Consider the following 20,670-nt stretch of genomic DNA (forward strand, 5'->3'; position numbering starts at 1 on the left):
CTATTCCTCCCCGCGAAGTGACTTGCATCAATAGGGTTGCAAGCATTTCATGTCCCAAAATTCACAAATTTACAGGTCCAGCTATAAACTTCTGGATTTGAACAGCTCCAGCAGCTCTTGAACCAAGTCCTTCATGGTAGCCGTGGACATCAGATGATCCTCGGCATGCATCAGAAGGAGCGAGAAGGGAGTTTGGGTTCCTCCCGCTTCCTTCTTAACCATTTGAAAATGGATATCATGCGCGGCACGTAAATCCTGCTTGGCTTCTTTGAGCAGTTCGTCTGCACCTTCTACATTTTCATTTCTGTATTCAGTCAGCGCCTGAATCACTTTGCTGCGAGCGCTTCCACTATGCAAAATAAGTTGGAAACTAATTTGTTCTTCCGTCAGATCAGCTATATTAACTTTATCCATTTTTACGTTCCACCAGTTTTACAGCCTGTTCGTAGGCTTTTTTACCGTCAACCATTCCGTATGCCATCATGTCAATTACTTCTACATGAATACCATATTGGGCTGCTTCCTTTTCCAACTGTCCTTTAAGAAAACTCATTTGCGGGCCGATCAATACAGCGTCAGCCTTAGCCATGTCTTCTGCAGCTTGATCTTGACCCACTGCCCAAATTTCAGCCTCGTCTCCGATGGACTTAGCATAATCCTGCATCTTAGTAACCAGCAAACTTGTAGACATACCTGAGCTGCAAGCCAGTAAAATTTTCTTCATGATTGTTCCTTCCCTTCAAGGTCTGATTGGATGATAACTACTAGAAAACGTTTACAGCGTAATTATAAATCCGCTTTCTAAATTTGTCTATACATTTAACATATATGTATAGACTTTTTTTAAAATGACACATTTTCTTCTTTTTTTTGAGAAAATCAATGTGTTTATTACCGTACATTTGAGGAATACTCGATAAGTGTAGAGGGAGCAAGCGATTAGCTTGCTCCCTTTCTGGTTTTTGAGATGAGATGAGAAGAGCAAGCATTATACTTGGAAGCAGTACCTTCATGTGCTGAAAATTAGAAAAATTTTGAATATCAAGAAACATTCCTACATTTTTATCGTCTATATTATGGAAGGTCTTACGTATGAGGGCAGGATTCTTTGAAGCCCGAAGTTAAAAATCAACTCACAAAGGAGCTTATGCATGTTGAAAAAATTAGGATTAGCTGCATTAATTTTGATTACTGGCATCTCTGTTATTGGAACAGGCTGGGCCGCACCCAGCACAACAACCATTGAAGTCTCTAAAACTGCTGTGGATTTTAACATTGCTCGTCCTTCAAGCGATGGTGCTTTTCATGATGGCTTACTGGCTGCCGAAACATCTGCCGGAAACCTTGTGTATTACAATACCAAGGGACAAAAGGCTTTCTCTCTTCCCGCCGAGCTTAAACCTGTTGGTGATTTTCAAGAGCAGCGGGCTGTAGTCAAAAATACAAAAACCAATCTCTTTGGGTACATTAACACCAAAGGGACACTGGTCATTCCTTGCCAATATACCGAAGCTAATGTCTTTTCTGAAGGCAAAGCCAAGGTCACCATAGCAGACACCAAAGAAAATGCAATTATAGATCGAACGGGAAAAATCCTTTCTCATTTTAAAGAAAATGTGGATTCAGAATATGTATTTACAGAAGGTCTGGCTCTTGCCTATGCTCCTAACACTGGGAAGATTGGTTTTGTGAATGCTTCCGGTAAACTAGCGATTCCTTATCAATATAAATACAGCCGTAGTTTCTCGGATGGCTTGGCTATTGTTCAAAATAGCAAGGGTCTATATGGTTATATCAATACGGCAGGGAAAGAAGTTATCCCACCTCAATATAAATCCGGCGGAGACTTTTCGGAAGGATTGGCTCCAGTACAAAATACCAAGGATAAATGGGGATTCATCAATAAACAGGGAAAAGTCGTGATTCCCTTTAAATTTACGGATGCACAGGATTTTAGCGAGGGCTTGGCCAGTGTAAAAAATGCGAAAAATGAGGTTGGATTTATTGATAAAACCGGAACATTGGTCATTAAATATCAACAAAAATATGACGTTACGTCTCCATTCAAGGAAGGCATTGCTTTAGTCGGTAAACAAGCAAACTCATCTGTCTCGGACGGAAAATTCGGTTACATCAATCGCCAAGGCCAACTTCTGACCAAGCTTGAATACAGATCGGAATCTTCTTCCTTCTCTAATGGTTATGCTGTTGCTTTTATCAAGCCAGGCAAAGCCTTCATTGTATCTAAACATTCTGCTTTCAAATAAAAAAATAACCCTGGAGGCAGATCGAATGGACCTGCTTCCAGGGTTATTTAGATTGCTAATATCTCAAAACCACTTAGTCGTGTGTATAGAATTTTACGCCAGGCAGATCAGCTGCCACCCAAGAATAATTAATAGTATTACTATTGTAATTTTTGGTCCCCGCCTGAGCGATCTGTACTTCCTTCAAGATCGTGATCGATGAACCCTTCGGTCTGACGACGACGACATGACCATGTCCATCTGCTTTTTTAATCCCGATCGTAGGATACCCGAGATTTGCTCTTTTTTGAGCATCCTGAAAGGATACAAGCGACCAGCCCGGCGCCTTTTTATTCAGTAAATCATCAGCCATTTTATTAGCTAAGCCACTTGGCAAGGGTGCCAACATCGCAGACATTACATCTTGCGCAAAAATATTGCATTTCGTTCCACCTACCGGTGAATACTTTTTGTTCGTCTCCACCTTAAAACCGTCAATTACAGATGCGTATGTGCTTGCACTTCTAGCCATTGAAAATTCCCCCTGAATATAAGTTGTAGAGGAAATGACGGAGTCGCTTGAACATCTGAATGGCTCCACATTCAATTGATGTTGGCTTCTATTCCCTCTCAACTATTAGGGTGATTTCTGGCTTACTTTAACAACGCAATACCACAGAAAGTGAACTTTATTTTTTTATAATTCCAATCGAAGCGAGAGACTTTTCCCACGATCAGCTTACGGCATCCATAATGTGACTCTTATTGTTTAGTCATCACTTAGCCGAAGGCTTTCTTCACTGATTACGGTTGGAACGATAAGCTCGGGAGTAGTCGCAGGCTTAGCGGGTGTAAAATAGTCTGCAACCCCCACCATTATAGCAATGCCAATAAATAGCACGATCCAATTACGATTCTTATTCATCATCTGTACCTCTCATTCTTCACTGCGCCCATTCAACCACTTGAACCAGTGGAGCAAATGACTGAATCGGTATTCATGCTGGGAAGCATACGTCCATACCTCCGGCTCTTCACCAGGTTCCTTCCAGACGAGCATGGAAAAGTGACCTTCTTTCTCGCTTGCAACCGACAGGAGCGAAAGACGATCATCCCCGAATCGGTAAGGGGCCGACTCCACCCAGTAATTTCGCATATCGCTGATCCAGTTGCGAAAATGCTGTGTACCTGCAATCCGCAGCACTTCATCAGGAAGGAGCAGATGCTCATGGATGTCCTTCCAATCCCCTGCGTATTGGTACCTCGCTGCCAACATTGGACTGAGCGGTCGCACTTTCCCTAGAGCCAACGTAGGCATACAGGTGACGGGAACGACCGGGCCAATACGCTGGATAGCATAAGCACGGGCTTCCTCCTTACTCATTCCGCAGGACATAGCCTCCACAAGAAAATCGCTCCGTCTTACATCAAACTGATGCTGGTACTGTGACATTTCATCCTGTAGCTCCAGCACCATACTTTGTAACGTATCTGTTCCGATCATTCCCAAACACCTCTCATTCCAAAATATAGTCGTGCAATTCCCGTTGCGCTCGATACTTAGCCCCATTGAATTCGGGCCAACTCGATTCTTCTCTCGTCATGCTCATCAAGCGGGCTTGTAAAAACTCATCCAGCGCTCCATGTTCCTTACGGCTAAAATCAATCAGTAGTGGAATCGCGTCCGCTGATAGCTCACTCAAATATTCCTTGTCTATCACCGATGTTGTACGATACCGTTCGAGATTATTTTCAGCTATCCGTACATCAATACCCACATAGTTCACGACGACATAGGCGATTAGAGCGAGTACAATATAATATTTCGCCAGCGGAAGCTGGCGGACATGAATACGCACGGCCGCAACGAGCAACAGCAAGCCCAGAAAAATCATAAATGCGTGTACCAGATAGCGGATATACGTATAGCCGTATGCTTCTTCGTACATGACCAGCCGGGTATATCCCGAGTACAGCATCACACCCGAACAACCAACGAGTATGTACAGCAGGCCGCTGTTCAGTGTTTGCACTATACCTGAGCCGAATTCAGTCCACTTCAATACACTGATCATCAGCACAAAGTTGATACCTGTTACCATAACCAGCTCCCCGAATCCTCTTCTCGCATATTCGGCATACGAGGTTCCTTCCGGCAGAGCACCTTCCCATGCACCAAACAAATATCCGAACTGAAGCACGACGAACACAACATACACCAGATTCATGACAATCAGCACTGTAGCGGTAATGACAGGATCAAACTTGATTGCGACCGGCTCGTGGTAAGGTACTGCTGCTGACTGAGCCTCTCTCTCCGTATTCCGCGGAGCAGGCTGTACAAATCCCCACAAGTAACAGAAAAAACAGAAGGTAAAAAAGCAGGCCCAGATCAGCCGCGGCAAACCACTCCCAAAGGTCAATGTGCCAATCCATGCGGGTATGCCAGATAACAACTCTTCGAACACCCCATCTGCTGAAGCCAGCAGAGATATAATAATGAGTAGCAGCGGCAAGGCAATAAGTAGACCGATTATCACTTTACCCAATACACGCTTACGCTCATCCTTTACATTCCGAAAGACTGCCGTCTTAAACATTCGAAACGGAGTCACGATATGACGAAAATTTTGATAAAACCAATGGCTTAGCGCTTGGACGATAATACCGATTTCTGACCAGCTATGCCTTTTTTCCCCGAACAGCAACACCATATGTACGCTAATCAGAGCAGATATAGCCAGGGCATTTAACACATAAAAGATCGGGTTATCGAACAGCACATATGTCAGTGCCAGCATCATAATGACCACAAACAGCAGACGTTCTATCCATGTAATGGGCTGGCAACGATCTCGATTAAAGGAATACATATACACGTAAAATAAAAAAACGAAAATAGGCATAGACACGCCCAGCCCATGTCCGAAGAACAGATATTGATGGACCAGCGCCAACACAATGGCGCCAGCAAAGGCGGACAACAACGACGTTTTCGGCAAAGACGATCCACTCATCTTGTCATGCATGGTAAATACCTCCACAACTATGCTTTATAAGCCTTATTGTAGATGATAAAATAAGAAGATAAAGAGAAATTAATCGAAATAAAATTTCCTATTTTATAAAAGCAGTTTCGCTTTTACTCAAGCATAGGGGAAACGGAGCATTCCTAAATGAAACTTCACGCCCAATTTTTACGGCTTCACTCCCACGCAGCTGACGACAGGGACGAGAACCATACCATAGAGACTACGCTGGATGAGCTGGCGGCTATTTTTGACTGCACCCACCGCAACGCCTTGATGATCATTCAGAAAATGGAGCAGCACGACTGGGTACAATGGACCCCTCGCCGAGGCAGAGGCCGCCGCTCCAGTCTGCGCTTCCTCATTCAGCCGGAAGACATTGCCGTACAATCCATGATGCAAGCCATAGACCGCCATGATATCAAACGCGCGCTGGATGAAATCCGAGTTCATTCACGCTCCTCCACCATGCAGGAGCATTTACAGGGCTGGCTGCTGAATTATTTCGGGCATCATGCGGAGGTGCGCAGTGATCAGCAGCAGATCGACACGCTGCGTCTGCCCATTCGCCAGCAGCTCTATACGCTGGACCCGTTGTACTTGAACTGGCTCGCCGAGTCCTTCGTATCCAGCCATGTCTTTGACGGGCTGGCCCGCCGGGCGAACGAGAGCGGCGAGATTTTGCCGGGACTGGCGCACGCTTGGGAGGTGGACAGCACTCGTACGCAGTGGACCTTTTTCCTGCGTAAAGAAGTGCTGTTTCATAACGGCAAAATACTGACCGCGGAAGACGTCGTCTATACCTTTGAGCGACTGAGTCGGGCGCCGGGAAGGAGACTTTACCATTTTATTGTCCGGCAAATTCAGCACGTTCAGGCGCTGAGTCCGACGATGGTACGCTTTGTTCTAAAGGAGCCGAACGAGCTATTTCTATCCTTTCTGTGTACCAGCCGGGCTGCAATTGTACCACGTGAGCTTAATCAGGTGGGTGAAGCCGCCTTTGGCGTCCGTCCTATCGGTACGGGAGCTTTCAAGGTCACGGAAATGAACGAAAGCCTGTGCACACTTGAGGCTTTTGCCCCTTATTTTCAGGGCCGTGCTCATCTAGATCGGGTGGAAATCGTCCAACTCCCGTGGGCGACTAAGCTGGAGTCGTCGGATATGGAAGACACCGCTTCTTCTTTTCACATTATCCATAATCCTATACTGGCAAGAGACACGGAAACCGCATGGAGCCAGATTCACTCAGCAGCTTCGGTACGCAAATTTATCACATGTAACACACACAAGGATGGACCGCTGCGCAACCCGATAATACGTGCTCGCATTGTAGCATGTCTGGATCATCGCCCCCTTCCTTCAGCAGTGGATTCATCTAACGTTAACGATTCATGCGAACCACTGGCGGCGTTACAAATTGCCACCATTCCCGAGTATAGAGCGGATGCAGAACGGGTCGCAGCTCAGCTCGAATCCTGTGGATATACGTGTAACATTGTGGCCGCATCCATGAATGAATTCAAAAGTTCATCCATTCGTATGGAGTCAGACTTAATCATCTTTTCTCTGTTTCGTGACCGTGATGAGCAATTGCGCCTGTTTGATCTGTATCTCAATGTATCCGGGCATGTGGAGCCGCATAGCCGTGTGGATATCGAAAGACTGCTGCGCGAAATTGCACGGGAAGCCGATCATATCATCAGGGCACAGCAATTTGAACAGATCGAAACTCGGCTCATGGATGAGCACCAGCTGCATATCTTATATGAAAAGCCCGTCCAGACAGCCTATCTCCCTTCTGTACGCGGTGTATCCTTTAACAGTCAGGGCTGGGTGGATTTGCGTCATGTCTGGTTTCCACCTGCCCAACCTCCAGCTCCCCACTCTTGACAACAAGAGCGCTCCTTCAACCTTCACATGCACCTCCAAATAAAAAAGGTATCCTCTTCTTCATAAGAGAATACCTTTTTTAAGTGTTATCTAGACTCTCTATGCCGATGGTTCATGACATGACGTTGCCCATCCCCCGAGCCCATGGCTGTGGACATCGCTAGGATCTTCCACAGGAGGGGGAACGGGTGGAAGATTCAATAGGATAAAAACATTAAATGCGAGCAGAGAAAAAACGATCTTTTTTATCATGGATGTACTCTACCTCTCCAAGTAAGTTTTTATATTCCTCTTTGTCCTGAGAAGTGGCAGTATGCCGATACTTTTCAAATAGTCCTACACACTTGATGGTGACAGGATTACCATTCAGCACGACAGAATAGGAAAGGCTCTCGAGCAGGAATTTCATACCTTTGGAATAACGATGTTTGTTGAGATCGTAACAAGCCAACTCTGCCAAAAATCGTGCATAGAGATCTGCTGACATTTGCTCGGTATAGGTGCCTACCTTGGCATGCTGATCTGCAAATGCCTCAATTTGTTTTTCAAAGTGCTGCAGTACATGATCTACATTAAAATCATAACGGTTGGCCGCTACCATTATCTTATGTAACCCAACCAGAATTTCGCCCTCATTTTTTTCCAAATAATTTACATACTGTGGAATCACATCCAGGCTACCGGACATCAATTGATACAAATACCTGTTGGCCTCAGCCCAGTTGCTACAAAGGGCCTTCAAACGCCGCGCCTCTTCCGTATCCTCTTGCACCCAGCTCAAATCAGAGTACAGGGATACATATTCCAGCGCCTTCTGATAATCCCCGCGCTCATCCCACACCCCGGCACGCAGCACGTAAGAATATACAATATACATAAACAAAGGTCCCTTAGGTTCCTTGCCACGCTCTGATTTTCTGTTATTTCCGTATTTTTGCTCATATTGTACTTTGGCTTTTTGAGCCATTTTTTCAGCAAACCATTCTACTTTATCCCAACGCCGCAAGGAGGCATACGTATTAGCCAAGTCTCTTAAGGCATCCAATTGGTCTGCCTCACCCAACCGCTCCACAAAGCTTTCAAAATGTGTGGCTGCCCATAAATTTTCATCCTGGTCATCGCCAATGGCAATCGTAAATAAACGGTATTGGCAGAGTGCCAGCCGCTCGGAATGTTGATACTTTTCGCTTTCCGCGACATTTTTATAGATAATGGCCGCAGCCTCGTGCCTGCCTTCGTTGAATAATTCTTCCGCTGTCTCAAATAAAGCCGGGGCGTATATGAGATAGTCCATCATAAACTCCACGACTTGCTTAATACAATCCAGTTTGTTCAGCTCTGCACAGCGATGCAAAAAGGGACGAACCCGTCGCCAATTCGGTGCCGTATTCCGTATAAACTCATCAATGTAAAGCTCATAGAGGCTCCCTTCTTCAAGCCCCATGCCTGCAGCAATCCGATCCAGCAGCAGCATTGCAATCGGCCGGTTACCGTTAATAATGGCACTGATCGTACCCGCATTAATACCTGTGCTCTCCCCAAACTTACTAATCGTAATTCCTTCTCGTCGAATGTACTGTTCCAGCTCTGCACGAATTGTGGTTGTTTCCTTCAAACCAGGCACCCCCAGGGATTACTTGCATGATTACAATACAAAAAAAGAAAATTCCCGTGAATATTCCCTTAATTATACAAAAGAAAGCCCACTTAGCCAACCGCCCAAGTACATTTATATCAAAAAATTCAATAATTCTCCGAATTACCGTATACTACAGGAGGTAAGCTGAATAGCTACACCCAATCAGTCGCAAGAAAGGATACGACAATGGACAACACCCCAACTATAGAACAACAAATTGCACAATGGATGGTTGCTCAGATCCGTGAAGTGGGCACTCTAAAACAGGAAGATGCCATTGCATATGTACGCTCTGAATACGGAGAGCAGTATGTGTTTATAAGCGAGCATGGTCATGTATCTTTGGAAAAAGAAGTAAAAAAGGCATTTCGCAAGCTGCATGGTGGCCGAATTGCCTGGGATCGTGATGCATTCCTCTGGGCCTGGACTTAGCAAGCAAAAGCATCTGCCATAGGCAGATGTTTTTTTGATGATTTAACCGTATATCCTCTGGAGTCGGCTAATTTCCTCCTTCACAAACTGTCGGAGTGTTGCAGGCTCCACGATTTCACCCCGGCCGATCCATTCCATAGCATCGCGGCAGGCCGCTTCATAGCTATACATGTTAACAGTTACAATGAAGTGAGTGCCTTCCTGCACAGACTGGATGATTTCCATCCTTTTCGCTAGGATTCCAGCTTGCTTCTTAGTCGTTCGGATTAGCACAGGATAATATTCCTTCTCACTACAAAGCCGCTTGAATGCGCTTTCTCGATTAGTCCAATAATGTTCCAGCGAAAAATCCTCAGGAACCTCAAAGACCTCGGCAAACGGCTGAATCTCCATAATTCGCTCACACTTAAAGGTCCGAATCTCCTGCCCGACTTCACAAAAAGCAACAAGATACCAATCTCCTTTTTTCACCACAAGCCCATAGGGATGTACATGGCGAGAAGTGCAAGAGCCATCAGCTTTCTCATATTGAATCGTTACTTTATAGGACCCCCACACTGCGGCCCTCACGGCTTCCAGGCAAGGAATCACTACACGTTCCGTCCACCACGGTGTATCATCAAAATAAAACCGCGCTTTGGCTTTCCGAATATCAGATTGATATGGGGCCGGCATCGTCTGTTCCAGTTTGAGCAAAGTATTCTTTAACTTCAAACCTGATTCCGTGGACCCGCCCGTATAAATGCCCATCCCCGTTAAATACAACTGAATGACATCCCCGCCATTCAACTGCTTCAGATTCGCCGTATAACCCTCCATTAAATAAATTCCGCCCTTCGGGCCGGATGCAGTAACAATCGGAACTCCGGATTCAGCCAGAAGGTCGATATCCCTGTAAATAGAGCGTACAGAGGTTTCCAGTGCCAACGCCAATTCCTTGGCCTTCATTCTCCCTCTAGATTCGATACATAATAAAATCGCGATTAAACGATGCAGTCTCACAATCATACCTCCAAATAGATGGTTAACCCGAAATGAAAAGATGATGCAAAGATTGTTGACACCCTGTTGGCAGCAATAGGTGTGTATCATAGAAGTAAAGGGGTGTAAATGGATAATGAATATTGGAATTTTGGGGACGGGATTCGGCGCGTATCATGCCTCATTGTTAAACAACCATCCCAAGGTAAACAGAATCATTGTATTTGGAAGGAACGAAACCAAGCTACAACAATTGAAAGAGGAGCTAAACGTAGAAGTCACACAAAATATAGAGGATATTCTGCTGGATCAGGACGTGGATATCGTCGATCTATGCCTGCCCTCCCACCTGCATAGGTCACATGCCATTGATGCGCTAAAGCACGGGAAGCATGTATTTTGTGAAACACCGGTTTGCTTTCATCTCGAAGACGCTCTTCTTATGCAACAAGCTGAGAAGCAATATGGCAAAAAAATTCTGGTCAACCAGTTCATTAAGTTTGATCCTGCCTATACCTATCTGTACGAGGCTTATCGCCAACAAAAATACGGAAAACTCATTTCCTTGTCCTTGAAAAGAGAAACCCCTCCCCTGTGGGGAGACCTTGGACTAAGTTCCATCCCTACGCAGTTCATGATTCATGAACTGGATTTATTCACCTGGCTATGGGGTCCCTGTGATCCATATACAGTGTGGGGTACAGAGGTAGTCCATCCCGAACAGGCACAAGTTCGGGCTTATTTTCAGCATCGGGATACATTCACAGAAGTCATCGCTTCTTCCCATATGCCGAAAAGCTATCCTTTCACGGTGGCCTATGAAGCTTATTTTGAAAAAGCCAAGCTGGTATTTCATGAGAGTGACGAAAACGATCCCATACCCACCGCATTATTTGAGTATACCGCATCAGGACAGCAAAAAATCAACCTCGAATCCGCCAATCCATACGAAAAAAGTTGGGATCATGCACTTGATTGCTTTGGCGGACATGCGGAATGTCTGATTCCATTGGAGTCGGCCGTACAAGCACTGGAAATGGCCATTGAGATTAAAAACAGACTGGAGCAAGCTCGGCGTTAGCCGGTAGTTAGCCCGTACTTTCGGAAATTAGCTTCCTATCAGGAAGCTGTATCCGCAGGCAGGGATACTTCGTCTGCGTAGTTCGTTGCCATAATATTGGCTACCTCAGCCGGGTCAGTCGTCTGGCCCAACGCCCACATCATTTTCGTTACCAGCGCTTCTGTTGTCATGTCATACCCGGGAATGACACCCTTCTCCAACACCTTCTGTCCTACCTCATAAATCGTCAGATCCCCGCCCTCATAAGGACATTGAGTGGTTACAACAATACTCATACCGTCCTTCATCAGCTCCTCAATTTTACTGATGAGACTCCTTTCTTTAAAAGGCACGCCGCCCATGCCAAAGCCCTCAATGACGATACCTTTATAGCCCAAGCTCTGAATCGCATCAAAAATCGCCGGGTTCGTACCCGGAATCAGCCTGAGCAGAAATACTTCAGAAGCATACCTGTCATTGTATGGGTGACGAACGGTAGCACGATTTGCAAACACACCCTCCGTATAGACCACCTTACCGTTTTCCACGAGACCTATGTACGGATAGTTAATACTCTCAAAGGCGTTATAGCTGCGTGTTCTGATCTTCGAGCTGCGGCTACCGTTGATAATCTTGCCATTAAACACGACAAAAACCCCTGCCACCTCGCCACATGCGGTCAGGAATGAATCGATTACATTTTTTTTGGAATCACTGTGCTCCGCCAAAATGGAAACCTGTGAACCTGTCACAACAACGGGTTTGTCTACAGTCCCCAACATAAAGCTCAGAGCTGAAGCCGTATAAGCCATCGTATCCGTGCCATGGGCAATAACAATACCGTCGTATTGATCGAGCGAACGATGTACCATTCGGGCAATGGAAGCCCAATCCTCTGGTTGTGTATTGGTGCTATCAATGCTCATCAGATTGTAGGCATCAATCTCGCAAATCTCCTGGAGCTCCGGAATTTCAGCCAAAATATTTTCAGCCGATTGGGTTGGAGTCAGACCGTTTTCCTGATAGGAGGAGGAAATGGTTCCTCCGGTATTAATGAACAAAACCTTTTTCATTTGCCAATGTTCCTTCCCGATTACAACTTCACTTTATTGTTCTTAGAATTTATCATGAATAAGGGTGATTAGCTACTTTGCTAAAGAAAAGAAATAATGAAGGATGGTGCATTCATGAATCTGGAGCAGCTAGCAAACGTCATCCCGTTGCTGGAGCATATCGAATACGGCAACACCTCTCAGACCCTGCATCCTGGCTCCGACAGCCATCTCCTGATTGTTGCGCTGCACGGACATGTCACTCTCTCAGCTCAAGACCAAGAGCCGGTTATTTTCACGCAGGGCTTTGCCTTTCATAATCAATATGGCGCTTGCAGCATTCAGGTCCCCAAAACCCGGGAAGCCGAATATATCGTGCTTACGTATCGCGTGCTGCAAGGCGAAACCACGGATTGGACGCTGCATGGTCCGTTGCGTACCTTGAGTGAATACAAAATCAAATATATGCTGGACGAGCTGCTACGAACAACACCCCCAAGCATTCAGGATGAAGCTGGCGTGGAAAAGGCGGCCCGGCAATTTCGAAAAAGACTGCTTCTGGAGCGCTTGCTATCCATTTATATCTATGAGACGCATATGGTGCAGGACAACCACAACTCATCGGTATCTATTGAACAATCCCTGTCTTATATCCATGAGCATTATATGCTCAAGCTGACCTTGCCGCTTCTGGCTGATCGGGCGGGCATGAGCGAAGGACATTACACGGTGTTGTTCAAAAAAGCCACTGGCATGACCATGACCCAGTATTTACGTCATCTCCGTATCCAAAAAGCGAAGCAAATGTTCCAGCAGACCCGACTTCCAGCCAAGGAAGTCGCTCAACGGGTCGGATTTACGGATTATTTTCATTTTAGTCGTATTTTTAAAAAAGAAGTCGGCTGCTCCCCCACCCAGTTTCAAAGAATCTAATAATATAACATGTGACGTCTACAAATCAGACATGGTATAAAGGAGAGGTTGCCGCTAAAATTCAAATGAGAATAATTATTATTATCAGGAGGAAACAGGATGCATCATTGGTTTACACGTATATTCGGCCTCACCTTCACCTTACTGCTCGCTATTAGCTTGGCAGCTTGTAGTTCATCCTCCACGAATCAGACTGCGGCAAACGGCAATTCGACGGGTTCCCAACCAGCGGACAGTTCATCTGATGGAGACCGTATCACCGTTCAGGACGCACTCGGAACTGTCACTTTACCAGGCAAGCCTGCACGTATTATTTCAATGGATTTCAGCTTTACGGACATGCTGGTGACTCTGGGTGTGCAGCCTATCGGAATTGCCGATGACGGTACGCCTGAGTTGTTCATGGATTCCGTGAAAAGCAAGCTGAAGGACTACACTTCCGTAGGCTCCCGTTATGAACCCAACATTGAACTGATCAGCTCATTGCAGCCTGATCTGATTATTGTGGATATTAATAAGCACAAAAACGCCCTAACTCAATTGAAAGGCATTGCCCCAGTGCTGGCACTGGACGATTTTCAGGCAGACTATGAGCATATGCTAAAAAACTACACGATCCTCGCTACGGCCGTAGGTAAAAGTGAAGAGGCTCAAAAACGCCTAAAAGAACATCAGGTCAAAATGGATGCAGCCAAAAAGAAGCTGAAGAACACCTCTCTGACCGTACTGCCTGCTGTCGTCAATCCCAAAGGCTTCTTCGCCCATTCGGACCATGCGTATACTGGCTCCATTGTGAAGCTGTTAGGCTTTACCGATCCGGTGCACAGCGACAAGGCATACCCCGAGCTGACACTGGAGCAGTTGGTTGAAGCCAATCCACAGGTGCTGTTCCTGATGCCGACAGACCCTGCAACGATCGTGAACCAGTGGGAAAGCAATCCCTTGTGGAAAAAAATAGACGCAGTTAAAAACAACCGTGTATTTACGGTAGAACGGCGCAATTGGTCCTTGTCCCGTGGGATGCTGGGAAGTGAAAAAATAGCCGAGGATATCGTAAACAGCCTGGGAGAGAAATAAAATGATCCATTCCATATCCTCAAAGAAGCAGAGCCGTTCGCGGTTTCTGCTCTTCCTGTTTTTAGTATCTTTCGTTTTGCTAATCCTAGGTTTGTTATTCAGCCTCAAATGGGGCCCCGCCTCTATATCGTGGGCTGAACTGTATCAAGCATTGACCTATCAGCACAGCGACAAGGTACATCTGTACATTCAGACGCTGCGCCTGCCGCGCACCCTGACCGCCTGCATGGTCGGTATCCTGCTGGCTCTGGCGGGGCTGTTGACCCAGCTCACCACACGAAATCCGCTGGCTTCACCACATGTATTTGGCATTAACGCTGGGGCTTCTCTCGCCGTGGTGCTGGGACTCGTCTTATCCGCACAGCTATCGGCAACATCCACGATGCTGATGGCCTTTGCCGGAGCGGCGGCAGGTGCATGGCTGGTCTGGTCGCTGGCTGGATCCGCAGACAAGCAGCCTGTTCGCTTGGCGCTGGCGGGCATCACCATTCATTTCATGCTGTCGTCACTAACAGAGGGCTTCATTATATTAAATCAGTACTCTACGGAGTCCATGATTTTCTGGCTGGCTGGCTCTGTCAGCCAGGCGGGCTGGACGGAGGTACGAATGATTCTTCCCTTTTTCATCGTGAGTCTTGCGCTGCTCGTTATGCTGTTGCCAGCCCTGCGACTGCTGCTGTTGGAGGACGAGATCGCAGCCGGGCTGGGGCAGCGCGTCCCTCTTGTTCGAGCGCTGGCTCTGCTGCTGGTTATCATAATGGCAGGCTCAGCCGTGGCTGTATGTGGACCGATCGGCTTTGTCTGTCTGATCGTGCCCCACATCGCCCGGGCGCTGGTCGGAACACGTCTCTCGCTGCTCGTTCCGATGACGGCGCTTGGCGGGGGATTGCTGCTGGTGTATGCGGATCTGCTCAGCCGTATCATTTCTTTTCCGTTCGAATCGCCCGTAGGAATTGTAACCTCTGCTATCGGAGGGCCGTTTTTCATCTATCTGGCCCGTAAAAAAAGGAGGGGGACACGATGACCAGACCTTTCTATCTTGCGGCGGCCTTGCTTTTGCTGCTCCTGCTCGGTATTGTTTCGGTCAGTGTGGGAGCACTTCCTATTCCCTTGCGTGATGTCGGCTCGGCTCTGCTGGATACGCACACCGTTTTCATTTTATCGTATACGAGGTTCGCTTACCCCGGACGTTGGTTGGACTGCTGGCAGGCATGGGACTAGCCGTGGCAGGAGCTATTCTGCAAAGCCTGATTCGCAATCCGCTAGCCAGTCCTGACGTGATCGGCATTTCCAAAGGAGCCGGATTCGCAGCGGCGGCTGTGATTTTCCTGTTCCCCCAGTCTCCAGCCTATATCCTGCCCTTGGCGGCGTTTGGCGGAGCCGTGGGAACATTCCTGATTCTGCTGCTGCTCAGCCGCAGACTTACGCTGGCTCCAGCAGCTCTAGCCCTGGTCGGGGTCGCTATGGGGGCCATCCTCATGGCAGCCACGCAGTATCTCATCATAATGCATCCGACCAATGTGAACACGGCTTTGCTCTGGATGTCAGGCAGCCTATGGGGCCGGAGCTGGCGGGAGGTCATCTCACTGCTGCCCTGGATCATTGTCTTGCTGCCCTTGGCCTGGGGCAGCTACCGAAAGCTGAATATTTACCAACTGGGCGATGAGACCATCACTTCCCTCGGGGTACATATGACTCGCCAGCGCCTGCTGCTTCTATTGCTTGCCGTTACACTGGCGGGAATTTCAGTCTCAGCGGTCGGCGCCATCGGCTTCATCGGACTGATGGCACCCCACATGGCTCGAAGATTTGTTGGCAGCCACAATCAGTGGCTGATTCCGCTGGCTGCCCTGCTGGGAGCGAATCTGATGCTGCTGGGCGACATTTTGGGCAGAATGCTCATTGTTCCACGTGAAATACCCGTCGGGATCATGACAGCACTTGTGGGTGCTCCTTATTTTGTATATTTACTGCGGAGGGAACGCAGCAGAAGATCATTCTGATTCCCCGATACCCACGGGAAAAGACCTTTCATTCTACCCGGGGATTCTCCGGGTACATCCACCAGTAGCCTGATGCATCTATATATAGCACGTCAAAAAGCACGTCAGACATACGCAGGTTTCCCTTCTCCTGCGATAAGTCTAACGTGCTTTTTACTCTAAGTTCTACCCCTTTCCACGTCACTTTACGGATTACGGTTGCTCCTGTAACGTTCTTTGTCCCAAAGCTTTGCCCAGGAATTGCCGTGTCCGCTCTTCTTTCGGATGATTGAAAAACTGCTCCACCGGTCCCTGTTCTACGATCGCACCATGCTCCATCAGCACGACCCGATCCGCTACATCCCTCGCAAAACCAAGCTCATGCGTTACAATAATCATCGTATTGCCTTCACTCGCCACCTTTTGAATCACGGACAGCACTTCATCCACCAGCTCAGGATCAAGCGAGGATGTCGGCTCATCGAACAACAGCACCTGCGGATTCAGCGCCAAAGCGCGGGCAATCGCAACACGCTGCTGCTGTCCACCCGAAAGCTGGGCAGGATAATAGGTCATACGATCCTTTAACCCGACCTTTTCCAAAATGCCTTCACTGATCTCCCTTGCCTGCTTGCGATCCATCTTTTTCACACTGGTCAGACCAATCATCACGTTGTGGAGTGCATTCAAATTTTTAAATAGCTGATATTGCTGAAATACCATTGCCGTCGCCATCCGCAGTCCGAGAATGTCCTTTTTTCCGGCCTTGGCCGCATCTACCTTCAGACCATCAATTTCAATGCTACCGCTGGTCGGCTGTTCCAAAAAATTAATGCTGCGCAGCAGTGTAGACTTCCCCGATCCGCTTGGGCCGAGAATGACCACGACTTCTCCCTTGCCTACCGTCAGGTCTATGCCCTTTAACACATGATGCTGCCCAAAATGCTTATGAATTTGATGAAGTTGAATCATGCCCTTACTCACTTCTTTCGTATATTCGGATACGCTTCTCCAGCACAACAAGCCCGCGCTCAATAATGATGCACACCAGCCAGTAGATCAAAGACACCGCAACATAGACCTCAAAAAAAGCCAACGCCCGCGCGCCCATAATTTTGGCCTGTCCCATCATATCGACGACACCAATCATAAAGATAAAAGACGTATCCTTCACTGTACTGATCAGTGTGTTTCCCAAATTGGGCAAAGCCACCGTTAGCGCCTGTGGCAATACAATTTTGAGCATAATCTGTGTTTGGCTCATACCGATGGAATTGGCAGCCTCAAATTGTCCCCGATCGACCGAATGAATCGCTGCCCGGAACGTCTCCGACAAATATCCCCCAAGGTTCAATGAAAATGAGAGTAACGCAAACAGCTCGGGTGGAATGACGTAGACATTGAATTGCTGCAAGAAGCCATATTCGCTCTGAAAATAATACAAAAACTTGGGTATTCCGTAATATACGAGAAACAGCTGCACAATGAGCGGTGTTCCCCGGATGTACGAGACATACAATGTAGACAAGGGTGCCAAGACAGGCACCTTGTATATCCGGATTAAGGCCGTAGCTAACCCGATGATCGCACCCAGCAGCATGGAGACAAACGCAATCCATAAGGTAACGGGGAGATACTCCACGATCTGGGGAAGGCTTTTCAGCATATAATCTAAATCAAACAGCTTTTCCATAGGAACCCCACTCTACTCTTTACATTGTGATTACTGAGGAATAAATTCTCCGCCTGTCCACTGTTCAGACAATTTTTTCAGTGTTCCGTCCGCTTTAAGCTCTTTAATAATCGGGTCGATTTTAGCTTTCAGTTCTTCACCCTGCTTATCCTTTTTGAACACTAAATTGATGTTATCGCTTTGCACAGGCTCGCCCACAGCTTCCACCTGTAAGCCTTCCTTCTTTATCGTTGCTGCCGCCATCACTGGATCATTCACATAAGCGTCCACTCGGCCATTTTGCACATCTTGAAGGTTATCGGACGAAGTGCCTGTATCATTATATTTTAAAATAATTTTGTTCCCGTTCTTCGCATTATACTGCTCTAGCAACTGCGTATAGGAATCGCCTACCGAGGCGGCTACCTTCTTGCCCTCCAAATCCTTGAGAGAATGGATATCCGTTCTACCCTTTTTCACAATAATAACCGACTGAGCCGAGAAATAGGACTCATCCGAAAACAAATACTTCTTTTCACGCTCAGGATTTTTGGCCACTTCATCTGCGATGATCTGAACTTTATTCGCATCCAGCGCAAGGAATATCGCATCCCAGCCCGAAGGTACAAATTCAATCTTATAGCCGTCCAGCTTCTTATCGATCTCCTTAACTACTTCCACATCGTATCCGGTCAGCTCATTTTTATCATTCGTAAAAGCAAACGGCGGGTAGTCATTTTGTGTCCCCACATAGAGTACCTTATCCCCTGATGCCGCTTCCTTCGAGGAACATCCACTCAAAGCACCCGTTAATAACACAAGAGATAGGCCAATCGCTGCTACTAAAGCAGATTTCTTCATAAGTGATATCCCCTTTTGAAATCCAAGTAATTTACTATGATTTTATATTATAACGAGTTATTCAAATAATACAACTAGCAAATTTCATTTCGATTATCTAACCAGATATTGCACAAAAAAAGACCCTTGCGGGTCGGTTGTTATTCATAAAGTGGAAGACGGTCTGCAGGGTGCTCCGGTAAAATGGACGAAATCAAACGTTGCACAGCCGGATGAGCAGATTCAAAAATCTGATCTTTCTTATCACAGCACTCGATTAATCTCCCCTGCTCCATCACAGCAATGCCATCACAGACGGCGTAAGCCGCCCGAATATCATGCGTGATAAACAGATATGACAATCCAAATGAAGTTTTCAGTTCTCCTAGCAGGGATAAAATGCGCATCTGATGAACCATATCTAGACTGCTGACGGACTCATCCAGCACGATCAGCTTGGGTCTGAGCGCAATCGCCCGTGCAATATTGATCCGCTGTAATTGTCCGCCGCTGAATTGATGCGGATATTTATTCCGATCCTCCGGCTTGAGACCCACCCGCTCCAGAAGGCCTTCTATCGTTCTTTTTTGTTCCTGCACTGATAACCGCTCGTAATTATCTAAAGGCTCTCCGACAATCTGTCCGGCGGTCATGCGAGGGTTTACAGCAGAATAGCAGTCCTGGAATACAACCTGCATATCCCGTCGCAATCCCCTGCGTACTTGAGGACTCCCATTATAGATGTCCTGCCCCTGAAACAGTACCTGACCCTCCTGCGGCTTCTCCAGCCCCAGAATAACCTTGCCCAGCGTGCTCTTCCCCGCTCCGCTGGTTCCCAGCAGTCCCAGACAAAATCCGCTCTCTATGGTAAGCGACACATCAGTGAGCACAGGGAGACGTGATTCGGAGCGGCCCAGCCATTTGCGCTTTCTATAGCTATGAGTTACTTCCTTCACTTGCAGCACACGTATTCGCTCCCCTTTTGAAAGTATCCAACAGGCGACTAGCCACCCTACTGATTTATGCTCTGAAAGGTTAACTTGGGTCTGGCCTGCAGCAGCATCTTCGTATATTCATGCTGTGGCTGGTCGAACAACTGAAACACCCCTGCCTGCTCAACAATACGTCCCCGCTGCATCACTGCCACTTCATCCGCCATTTGGGAGATGACACCCAGATCATGCGAGATCAGCAAAATAGACGTGTCATATTCCGTACGCAAGCGATCCAGCTCTCTCAGCACCTGTAGCTGATTGACCACATCAAGTGCCGTCGTCGGTTCATCCGCAATAACCACTGCTGGCCGCAGGCACATGGAAATGGCGAGCATGACCCGTTGCAACATCCCGCCACTCAACTGAAACGAATAACGCTTCATTAGCTTGGCTGGATCGGGCAGATTCATATTTTCCAGAGCCGCTACAGCAAGATCACGGGCCTGTCGTTTACTTAATCCGGTATGCGTGCGGATCGTCTCCATAAATTGAGCCCCAATCGTATATACTGGCGTAAAAGCCCTCATCGGATTTTGCATAATGAAAGCAATTTCCTTGCCCCGAATGCGGCGCATCTCCTCGGCTGGCATTCCATTCAACTCACGTCCATTCAGACGGACACTGCCTTCCACATCCATCGTCTGGCGATCCAGTAGCTGGAGAAGCGCGTTACAGGTTACTGTTTTGCCGCTACCACTCTCGCCGACAAGACCCAGAACCCGCCCCTTTTTCAGTTTAAAATGGATAGGCTCTAGCAGAGATATCGCCCCTGCATCAGTTTTGAGCTTTACCTGCAAGCCACTGACCTTCAGCACCTGCATCTTCGCCGTGTCCTCCATCGT

Annotated in this window: 22 protein-coding genes and 1 pseudogene; 8 read left to right on the top strand and 15 right to left on the bottom strand. The window is 47.3% G+C overall.

Annotated features, from left to right (window positions below; all coding sequences use genetic code 11):
- Nucleotides 1-81 precede the first annotated feature (81 nt).
- Nucleotides 82-414 (bottom strand): PTS sugar transporter subunit IIA, encoded by a 333-nt coding sequence (locus ACN6NF_RS24440; RefSeq protein WP_430184328.1) that lies wholly within the window; start codon nucleotides 412-414, stop codon nucleotides 82-84.
- Entirely contained in the window at nucleotides 407-724 is a 318-nt protein-coding gene (locus ACN6NF_RS24445; protein ID WP_013312603.1) for a PTS sugar transporter subunit IIB, read from the bottom strand. The genes ACN6NF_RS24440 and ACN6NF_RS24445 overlap by 8 nt, the downstream gene beginning before the upstream one ends.
- Nucleotides 725-1,151: 427 nt before the next feature.
- Here ACN6NF_RS24445 and ACN6NF_RS24450 point away from each other — a divergent pair, with 427 nt between their 5' ends.
- Entirely contained in the window at nucleotides 1,152-2,267 is a 1,116-nt protein-coding gene (locus ACN6NF_RS24450) for a WG repeat-containing protein (protein WP_474320081.1), read from the top strand.
- Nucleotides 2,268-2,340: 73 nt separating this feature from the next.
- Here ACN6NF_RS24450 and ACN6NF_RS24455 read toward each other — a convergent pair whose 3' ends face one another.
- From ACN6NF_RS24455 to ACN6NF_RS24470, 4 genes are all read right to left on the bottom strand, one after another.
- Nucleotides 2,341-2,778 carry a hypothetical protein gene (locus ACN6NF_RS24455; RefSeq protein WP_474320083.1) on the bottom strand — a complete coding sequence of 146 codons (438 nt, stop codon included), beginning with the start codon at nucleotides 2,776-2,778 and terminating at the stop codon, nucleotides 2,341-2,343.
- A gap of 237 nt (nucleotides 2,779-3,015) precedes the next feature.
- Complete coding sequence (locus ACN6NF_RS24460; protein WP_474320085.1) at nucleotides 3,016-3,171, bottom strand: hypothetical protein; 156 nt, start codon at nucleotides 3,169-3,171, stop codon at nucleotides 3,016-3,018.
- Nucleotides 3,172-3,183: 12 nt separating this feature from the next.
- Nucleotides 3,184-3,750 carry a hypothetical protein gene (locus ACN6NF_RS24465; protein ID WP_474320087.1) on the bottom strand — a complete coding sequence of 189 codons (567 nt, stop codon included), beginning with the start codon at nucleotides 3,748-3,750 and terminating at the stop codon, nucleotides 3,184-3,186.
- Nucleotides 3,751-3,763: 13 nt separating this feature from the next.
- Nucleotides 3,764-5,275, bottom strand: coding sequence for a DUF4153 domain-containing protein (locus ACN6NF_RS24470; protein ID WP_474320088.1), 1,512 nt, complete (start codon nucleotides 5,273-5,275; stop codon nucleotides 3,764-3,766).
- Nucleotides 5,276-5,422: 147 nt separating this feature from the next.
- On the opposite strand from ACN6NF_RS24470, the gene ACN6NF_RS24475 reads away from it, so the two are divergent.
- Nucleotides 5,423-7,165 carry an ABC transporter substrate-binding protein gene (locus ACN6NF_RS24475; protein ID WP_474320090.1) on the top strand — a complete coding sequence of 581 codons (1,743 nt, stop codon included), beginning with the start codon at nucleotides 5,423-5,425 and terminating at the stop codon, nucleotides 7,163-7,165.
- Between the two features lie 214 nt (nucleotides 7,166-7,379).
- Here ACN6NF_RS24475 and ACN6NF_RS24480 read toward each other — a convergent pair whose 3' ends face one another.
- Nucleotides 7,380-8,780, bottom strand: coding sequence for a helix-turn-helix domain-containing protein (locus tag ACN6NF_RS24480; RefSeq protein ID WP_474320091.1), 1,401 nt, complete (start codon nucleotides 8,778-8,780; stop codon nucleotides 7,380-7,382).
- A gap of 210 nt (nucleotides 8,781-8,990) precedes the next feature.
- Here ACN6NF_RS24480 and ACN6NF_RS24485 point away from each other — a divergent pair, with 210 nt between their 5' ends.
- Nucleotides 8,991-9,236 (top strand): DUF6953 family protein, encoded by a 246-nt coding sequence (locus ACN6NF_RS24485; RefSeq protein WP_474320092.1) that lies wholly within the window; start codon nucleotides 8,991-8,993, stop codon nucleotides 9,234-9,236.
- Between the two features lie 42 nt (nucleotides 9,237-9,278).
- On the opposite strand, the gene ACN6NF_RS24490 is transcribed toward ACN6NF_RS24485, so the two are convergent.
- Nucleotides 9,279-10,238 (bottom strand): helix-turn-helix transcriptional regulator, encoded by a 960-nt coding sequence (locus ACN6NF_RS24490; RefSeq protein ID WP_474320094.1) that lies wholly within the window; start codon nucleotides 10,236-10,238, stop codon nucleotides 9,279-9,281.
- A gap of 112 nt (nucleotides 10,239-10,350) precedes the next feature.
- On the opposite strand from ACN6NF_RS24490, the gene ACN6NF_RS24495 reads away from it, so the two are divergent.
- Nucleotides 10,351-11,298 carry a Gfo/Idh/MocA family protein gene (locus tag ACN6NF_RS24495; RefSeq protein WP_474320306.1) on the top strand — a complete coding sequence of 316 codons (948 nt, stop codon included), beginning with the start codon at nucleotides 10,351-10,353 and terminating at the stop codon, nucleotides 11,296-11,298.
- A gap of 38 nt (nucleotides 11,299-11,336) precedes the next feature.
- Here ACN6NF_RS24495 and ACN6NF_RS24500 read toward each other — a convergent pair whose 3' ends face one another.
- Nucleotides 11,337-12,350: an asparaginase gene (locus ACN6NF_RS24500; protein WP_474320095.1), complete on the bottom strand. Its 1,014-nt coding sequence runs from the start codon at nucleotides 12,348-12,350 to the stop codon at nucleotides 11,337-11,339.
- 114 nt (nucleotides 12,351-12,464) lie between these two features.
- Here ACN6NF_RS24500 and ACN6NF_RS24505 point away from each other — a divergent pair, with 114 nt between their 5' ends.
- The 4 genes and pseudogenes from ACN6NF_RS24505 to ACN6NF_RS24520 all read left to right on the top strand — a co-directional run bounded on the left by ACN6NF_RS24505 (nucleotide 12,465) and on the right by ACN6NF_RS24520 (nucleotide 16,342).
- On the top strand, nucleotides 12,465-13,262 hold the full coding sequence (locus tag ACN6NF_RS24505; protein WP_474320097.1) for a helix-turn-helix domain-containing protein: 798 nt from the start codon (nucleotides 12,465-12,467) through the stop codon (nucleotides 13,260-13,262).
- Between the two features lie 99 nt (nucleotides 13,263-13,361).
- Nucleotides 13,362-14,339, top strand: a complete 978-nt coding sequence (locus tag ACN6NF_RS24510; protein ID WP_474320098.1) for an ABC transporter substrate-binding protein — start codon at nucleotides 13,362-13,364, stop codon at nucleotides 14,337-14,339.
- A gap of 1 nt (nucleotide 14,340) precedes the next feature.
- Nucleotides 14,341-15,363 carry a FecCD family ABC transporter permease gene (locus tag ACN6NF_RS24515; protein WP_474320100.1) on the top strand — a complete coding sequence of 341 codons (1,023 nt, stop codon included), beginning with the start codon at nucleotides 14,341-14,343 and terminating at the stop codon, nucleotides 15,361-15,363.
- Nucleotides 15,360-16,342: pseudogene (locus ACN6NF_RS24520) on the top strand (FecCD family ABC transporter permease). The gene ACN6NF_RS24515 and the pseudogene ACN6NF_RS24520 overlap by 4 nt, the downstream one beginning before the upstream one ends.
- 28 nt (nucleotides 16,343-16,370) lie before the next feature.
- On the opposite strand, the gene ACN6NF_RS24525 reads toward ACN6NF_RS24520, so the two are convergent.
- From ACN6NF_RS24525 to ACN6NF_RS24550, 6 genes are all read right to left on the bottom strand, one after another.
- Nucleotides 16,371-16,526: a hypothetical protein gene (locus ACN6NF_RS24525; RefSeq protein ID WP_474320101.1), complete on the bottom strand. Its 156-nt coding sequence runs from the start codon at nucleotides 16,524-16,526 to the stop codon at nucleotides 16,371-16,373.
- An 8-nt stretch (nucleotides 16,527-16,534) separates the two neighbouring features.
- Nucleotides 16,535-17,293, bottom strand: coding sequence for an amino acid ABC transporter ATP-binding protein (locus ACN6NF_RS24530; RefSeq protein ID WP_016822613.1), 759 nt, complete (start codon nucleotides 17,291-17,293; stop codon nucleotides 16,535-16,537).
- Nucleotides 17,294-17,297: 4 nt separating this feature from the next.
- Nucleotides 17,298-18,014, bottom strand: a complete 717-nt coding sequence (locus tag ACN6NF_RS24535; protein ID WP_016822612.1) for an amino acid ABC transporter permease — start codon at nucleotides 18,012-18,014, stop codon at nucleotides 17,298-17,300.
- Between the two features lie 30 nt (nucleotides 18,015-18,044).
- The gene (locus ACN6NF_RS24540; RefSeq protein WP_013373735.1) at nucleotides 18,045-18,854 is read right to left on the bottom strand and encodes a transporter substrate-binding domain-containing protein; all 810 of its coding nucleotides are present in this window, start codon (nucleotides 18,852-18,854) and stop codon (nucleotides 18,045-18,047) included.
- Nucleotides 18,855-18,994: 140 nt separating this feature from the next.
- Complete coding sequence (gene nikE, locus ACN6NF_RS24545) at nucleotides 18,995-19,804, bottom strand: nickel import ATP-binding protein NikE (protein ID WP_474320308.1); 810 nt, start codon at nucleotides 19,802-19,804, stop codon at nucleotides 18,995-18,997.
- A 41-nt stretch (nucleotides 19,805-19,845) separates the two neighbouring features.
- On the bottom strand, nucleotides 19,846-20,667 hold the full coding sequence (locus ACN6NF_RS24550) for an ABC transporter ATP-binding protein (RefSeq protein WP_474320102.1): 822 nt from the start codon (nucleotides 20,665-20,667) through the stop codon (nucleotides 19,846-19,848).
- Between the last annotated feature and the right edge of the window lie 3 nt (nucleotides 20,668-20,670).

The sequence above is a fragment of the Paenibacillus sp. TSM33 genome, from assembly GCF_056099025.1.

Coding starts and splice junctions, on each gene's coding strand:
- ACN6NF_RS24440 (WP_430184328.1), bottom strand. CDS start 414: ATGGATAAAGTTAATATAGCTGATCTGACGGAAGAACAAATTAGTTTC.
- ACN6NF_RS24445 (WP_013312603.1), bottom strand. CDS start 724: ATGAAGAAAATTTTACTGGCTTGCAGCTCAGGTATGTCTACAAGTTTG.
- ACN6NF_RS24450 (WP_474320081.1), top strand. CDS start 1,152: ATGTTGAAAAAATTAGGATTAGCTGCATTAATTTTGATTACTGGCATC.
- ACN6NF_RS24455 (WP_474320083.1), bottom strand. CDS start 2,778: ATGGCTAGAAGTGCAAGCACATACGCATCTGTAATTGACGGTTTTAAG.
- ACN6NF_RS24460 (WP_474320085.1), bottom strand. CDS start 3,171: ATGAATAAGAATCGTAATTGGATCGTGCTATTTATTGGCATTGCTATA.
- ACN6NF_RS24465 (WP_474320087.1), bottom strand. CDS start 3,750: ATGATCGGAACAGATACGTTACAAAGTATGGTGCTGGAGCTACAGGAT.
- ACN6NF_RS24470 (WP_474320088.1), bottom strand. CDS start 5,275: ATGCATGACAAGATGAGTGGATCGTCTTTGCCGAAAACGTCGTTGTTG.
- ACN6NF_RS24475 (WP_474320090.1), top strand. CDS start 5,423: ATGAAACTTCACGCCCAATTTTTACGGCTTCACTCCCACGCAGCTGAC.
- ACN6NF_RS24485 (WP_474320092.1), top strand. CDS start 8,991: ATGGACAACACCCCAACTATAGAACAACAAATTGCACAATGGATGGTT.
- ACN6NF_RS24500 (WP_474320095.1), bottom strand. CDS start 12,350: ATGAAAAAGGTTTTGTTCATTAATACCGGAGGAACCATTTCCTCCTCC.
- ACN6NF_RS24505 (WP_474320097.1), top strand. CDS start 12,465: ATGAATCTGGAGCAGCTAGCAAACGTCATCCCGTTGCTGGAGCATATC.
- ACN6NF_RS24510 (WP_474320098.1), top strand. CDS start 13,362: ATGCATCATTGGTTTACACGTATATTCGGCCTCACCTTCACCTTACTG.
- ACN6NF_RS24515 (WP_474320100.1), top strand. CDS start 14,341: ATGATCCATTCCATATCCTCAAAGAAGCAGAGCCGTTCGCGGTTTCTG.
- ACN6NF_RS24530 (WP_016822613.1), bottom strand. CDS start 17,293: ATGATTCAACTTCATCAAATTCATAAGCATTTTGGGCAGCATCATGTG.
- ACN6NF_RS24535 (WP_016822612.1), bottom strand. CDS start 18,014: ATGGAAAAGCTGTTTGATTTAGATTATATGCTGAAAAGCCTTCCCCAG.
- ACN6NF_RS24540 (WP_013373735.1), bottom strand. CDS start 18,854: ATGAAGAAATCTGCTTTAGTAGCAGCGATTGGCCTATCTCTTGTGTTA.
- ACN6NF_RS24550 (WP_474320102.1), bottom strand. CDS start 20,667: ATGGAGGACACGGCGAAGATGCAGGTGCTGAAGGTCAGTGGCTTGCAG.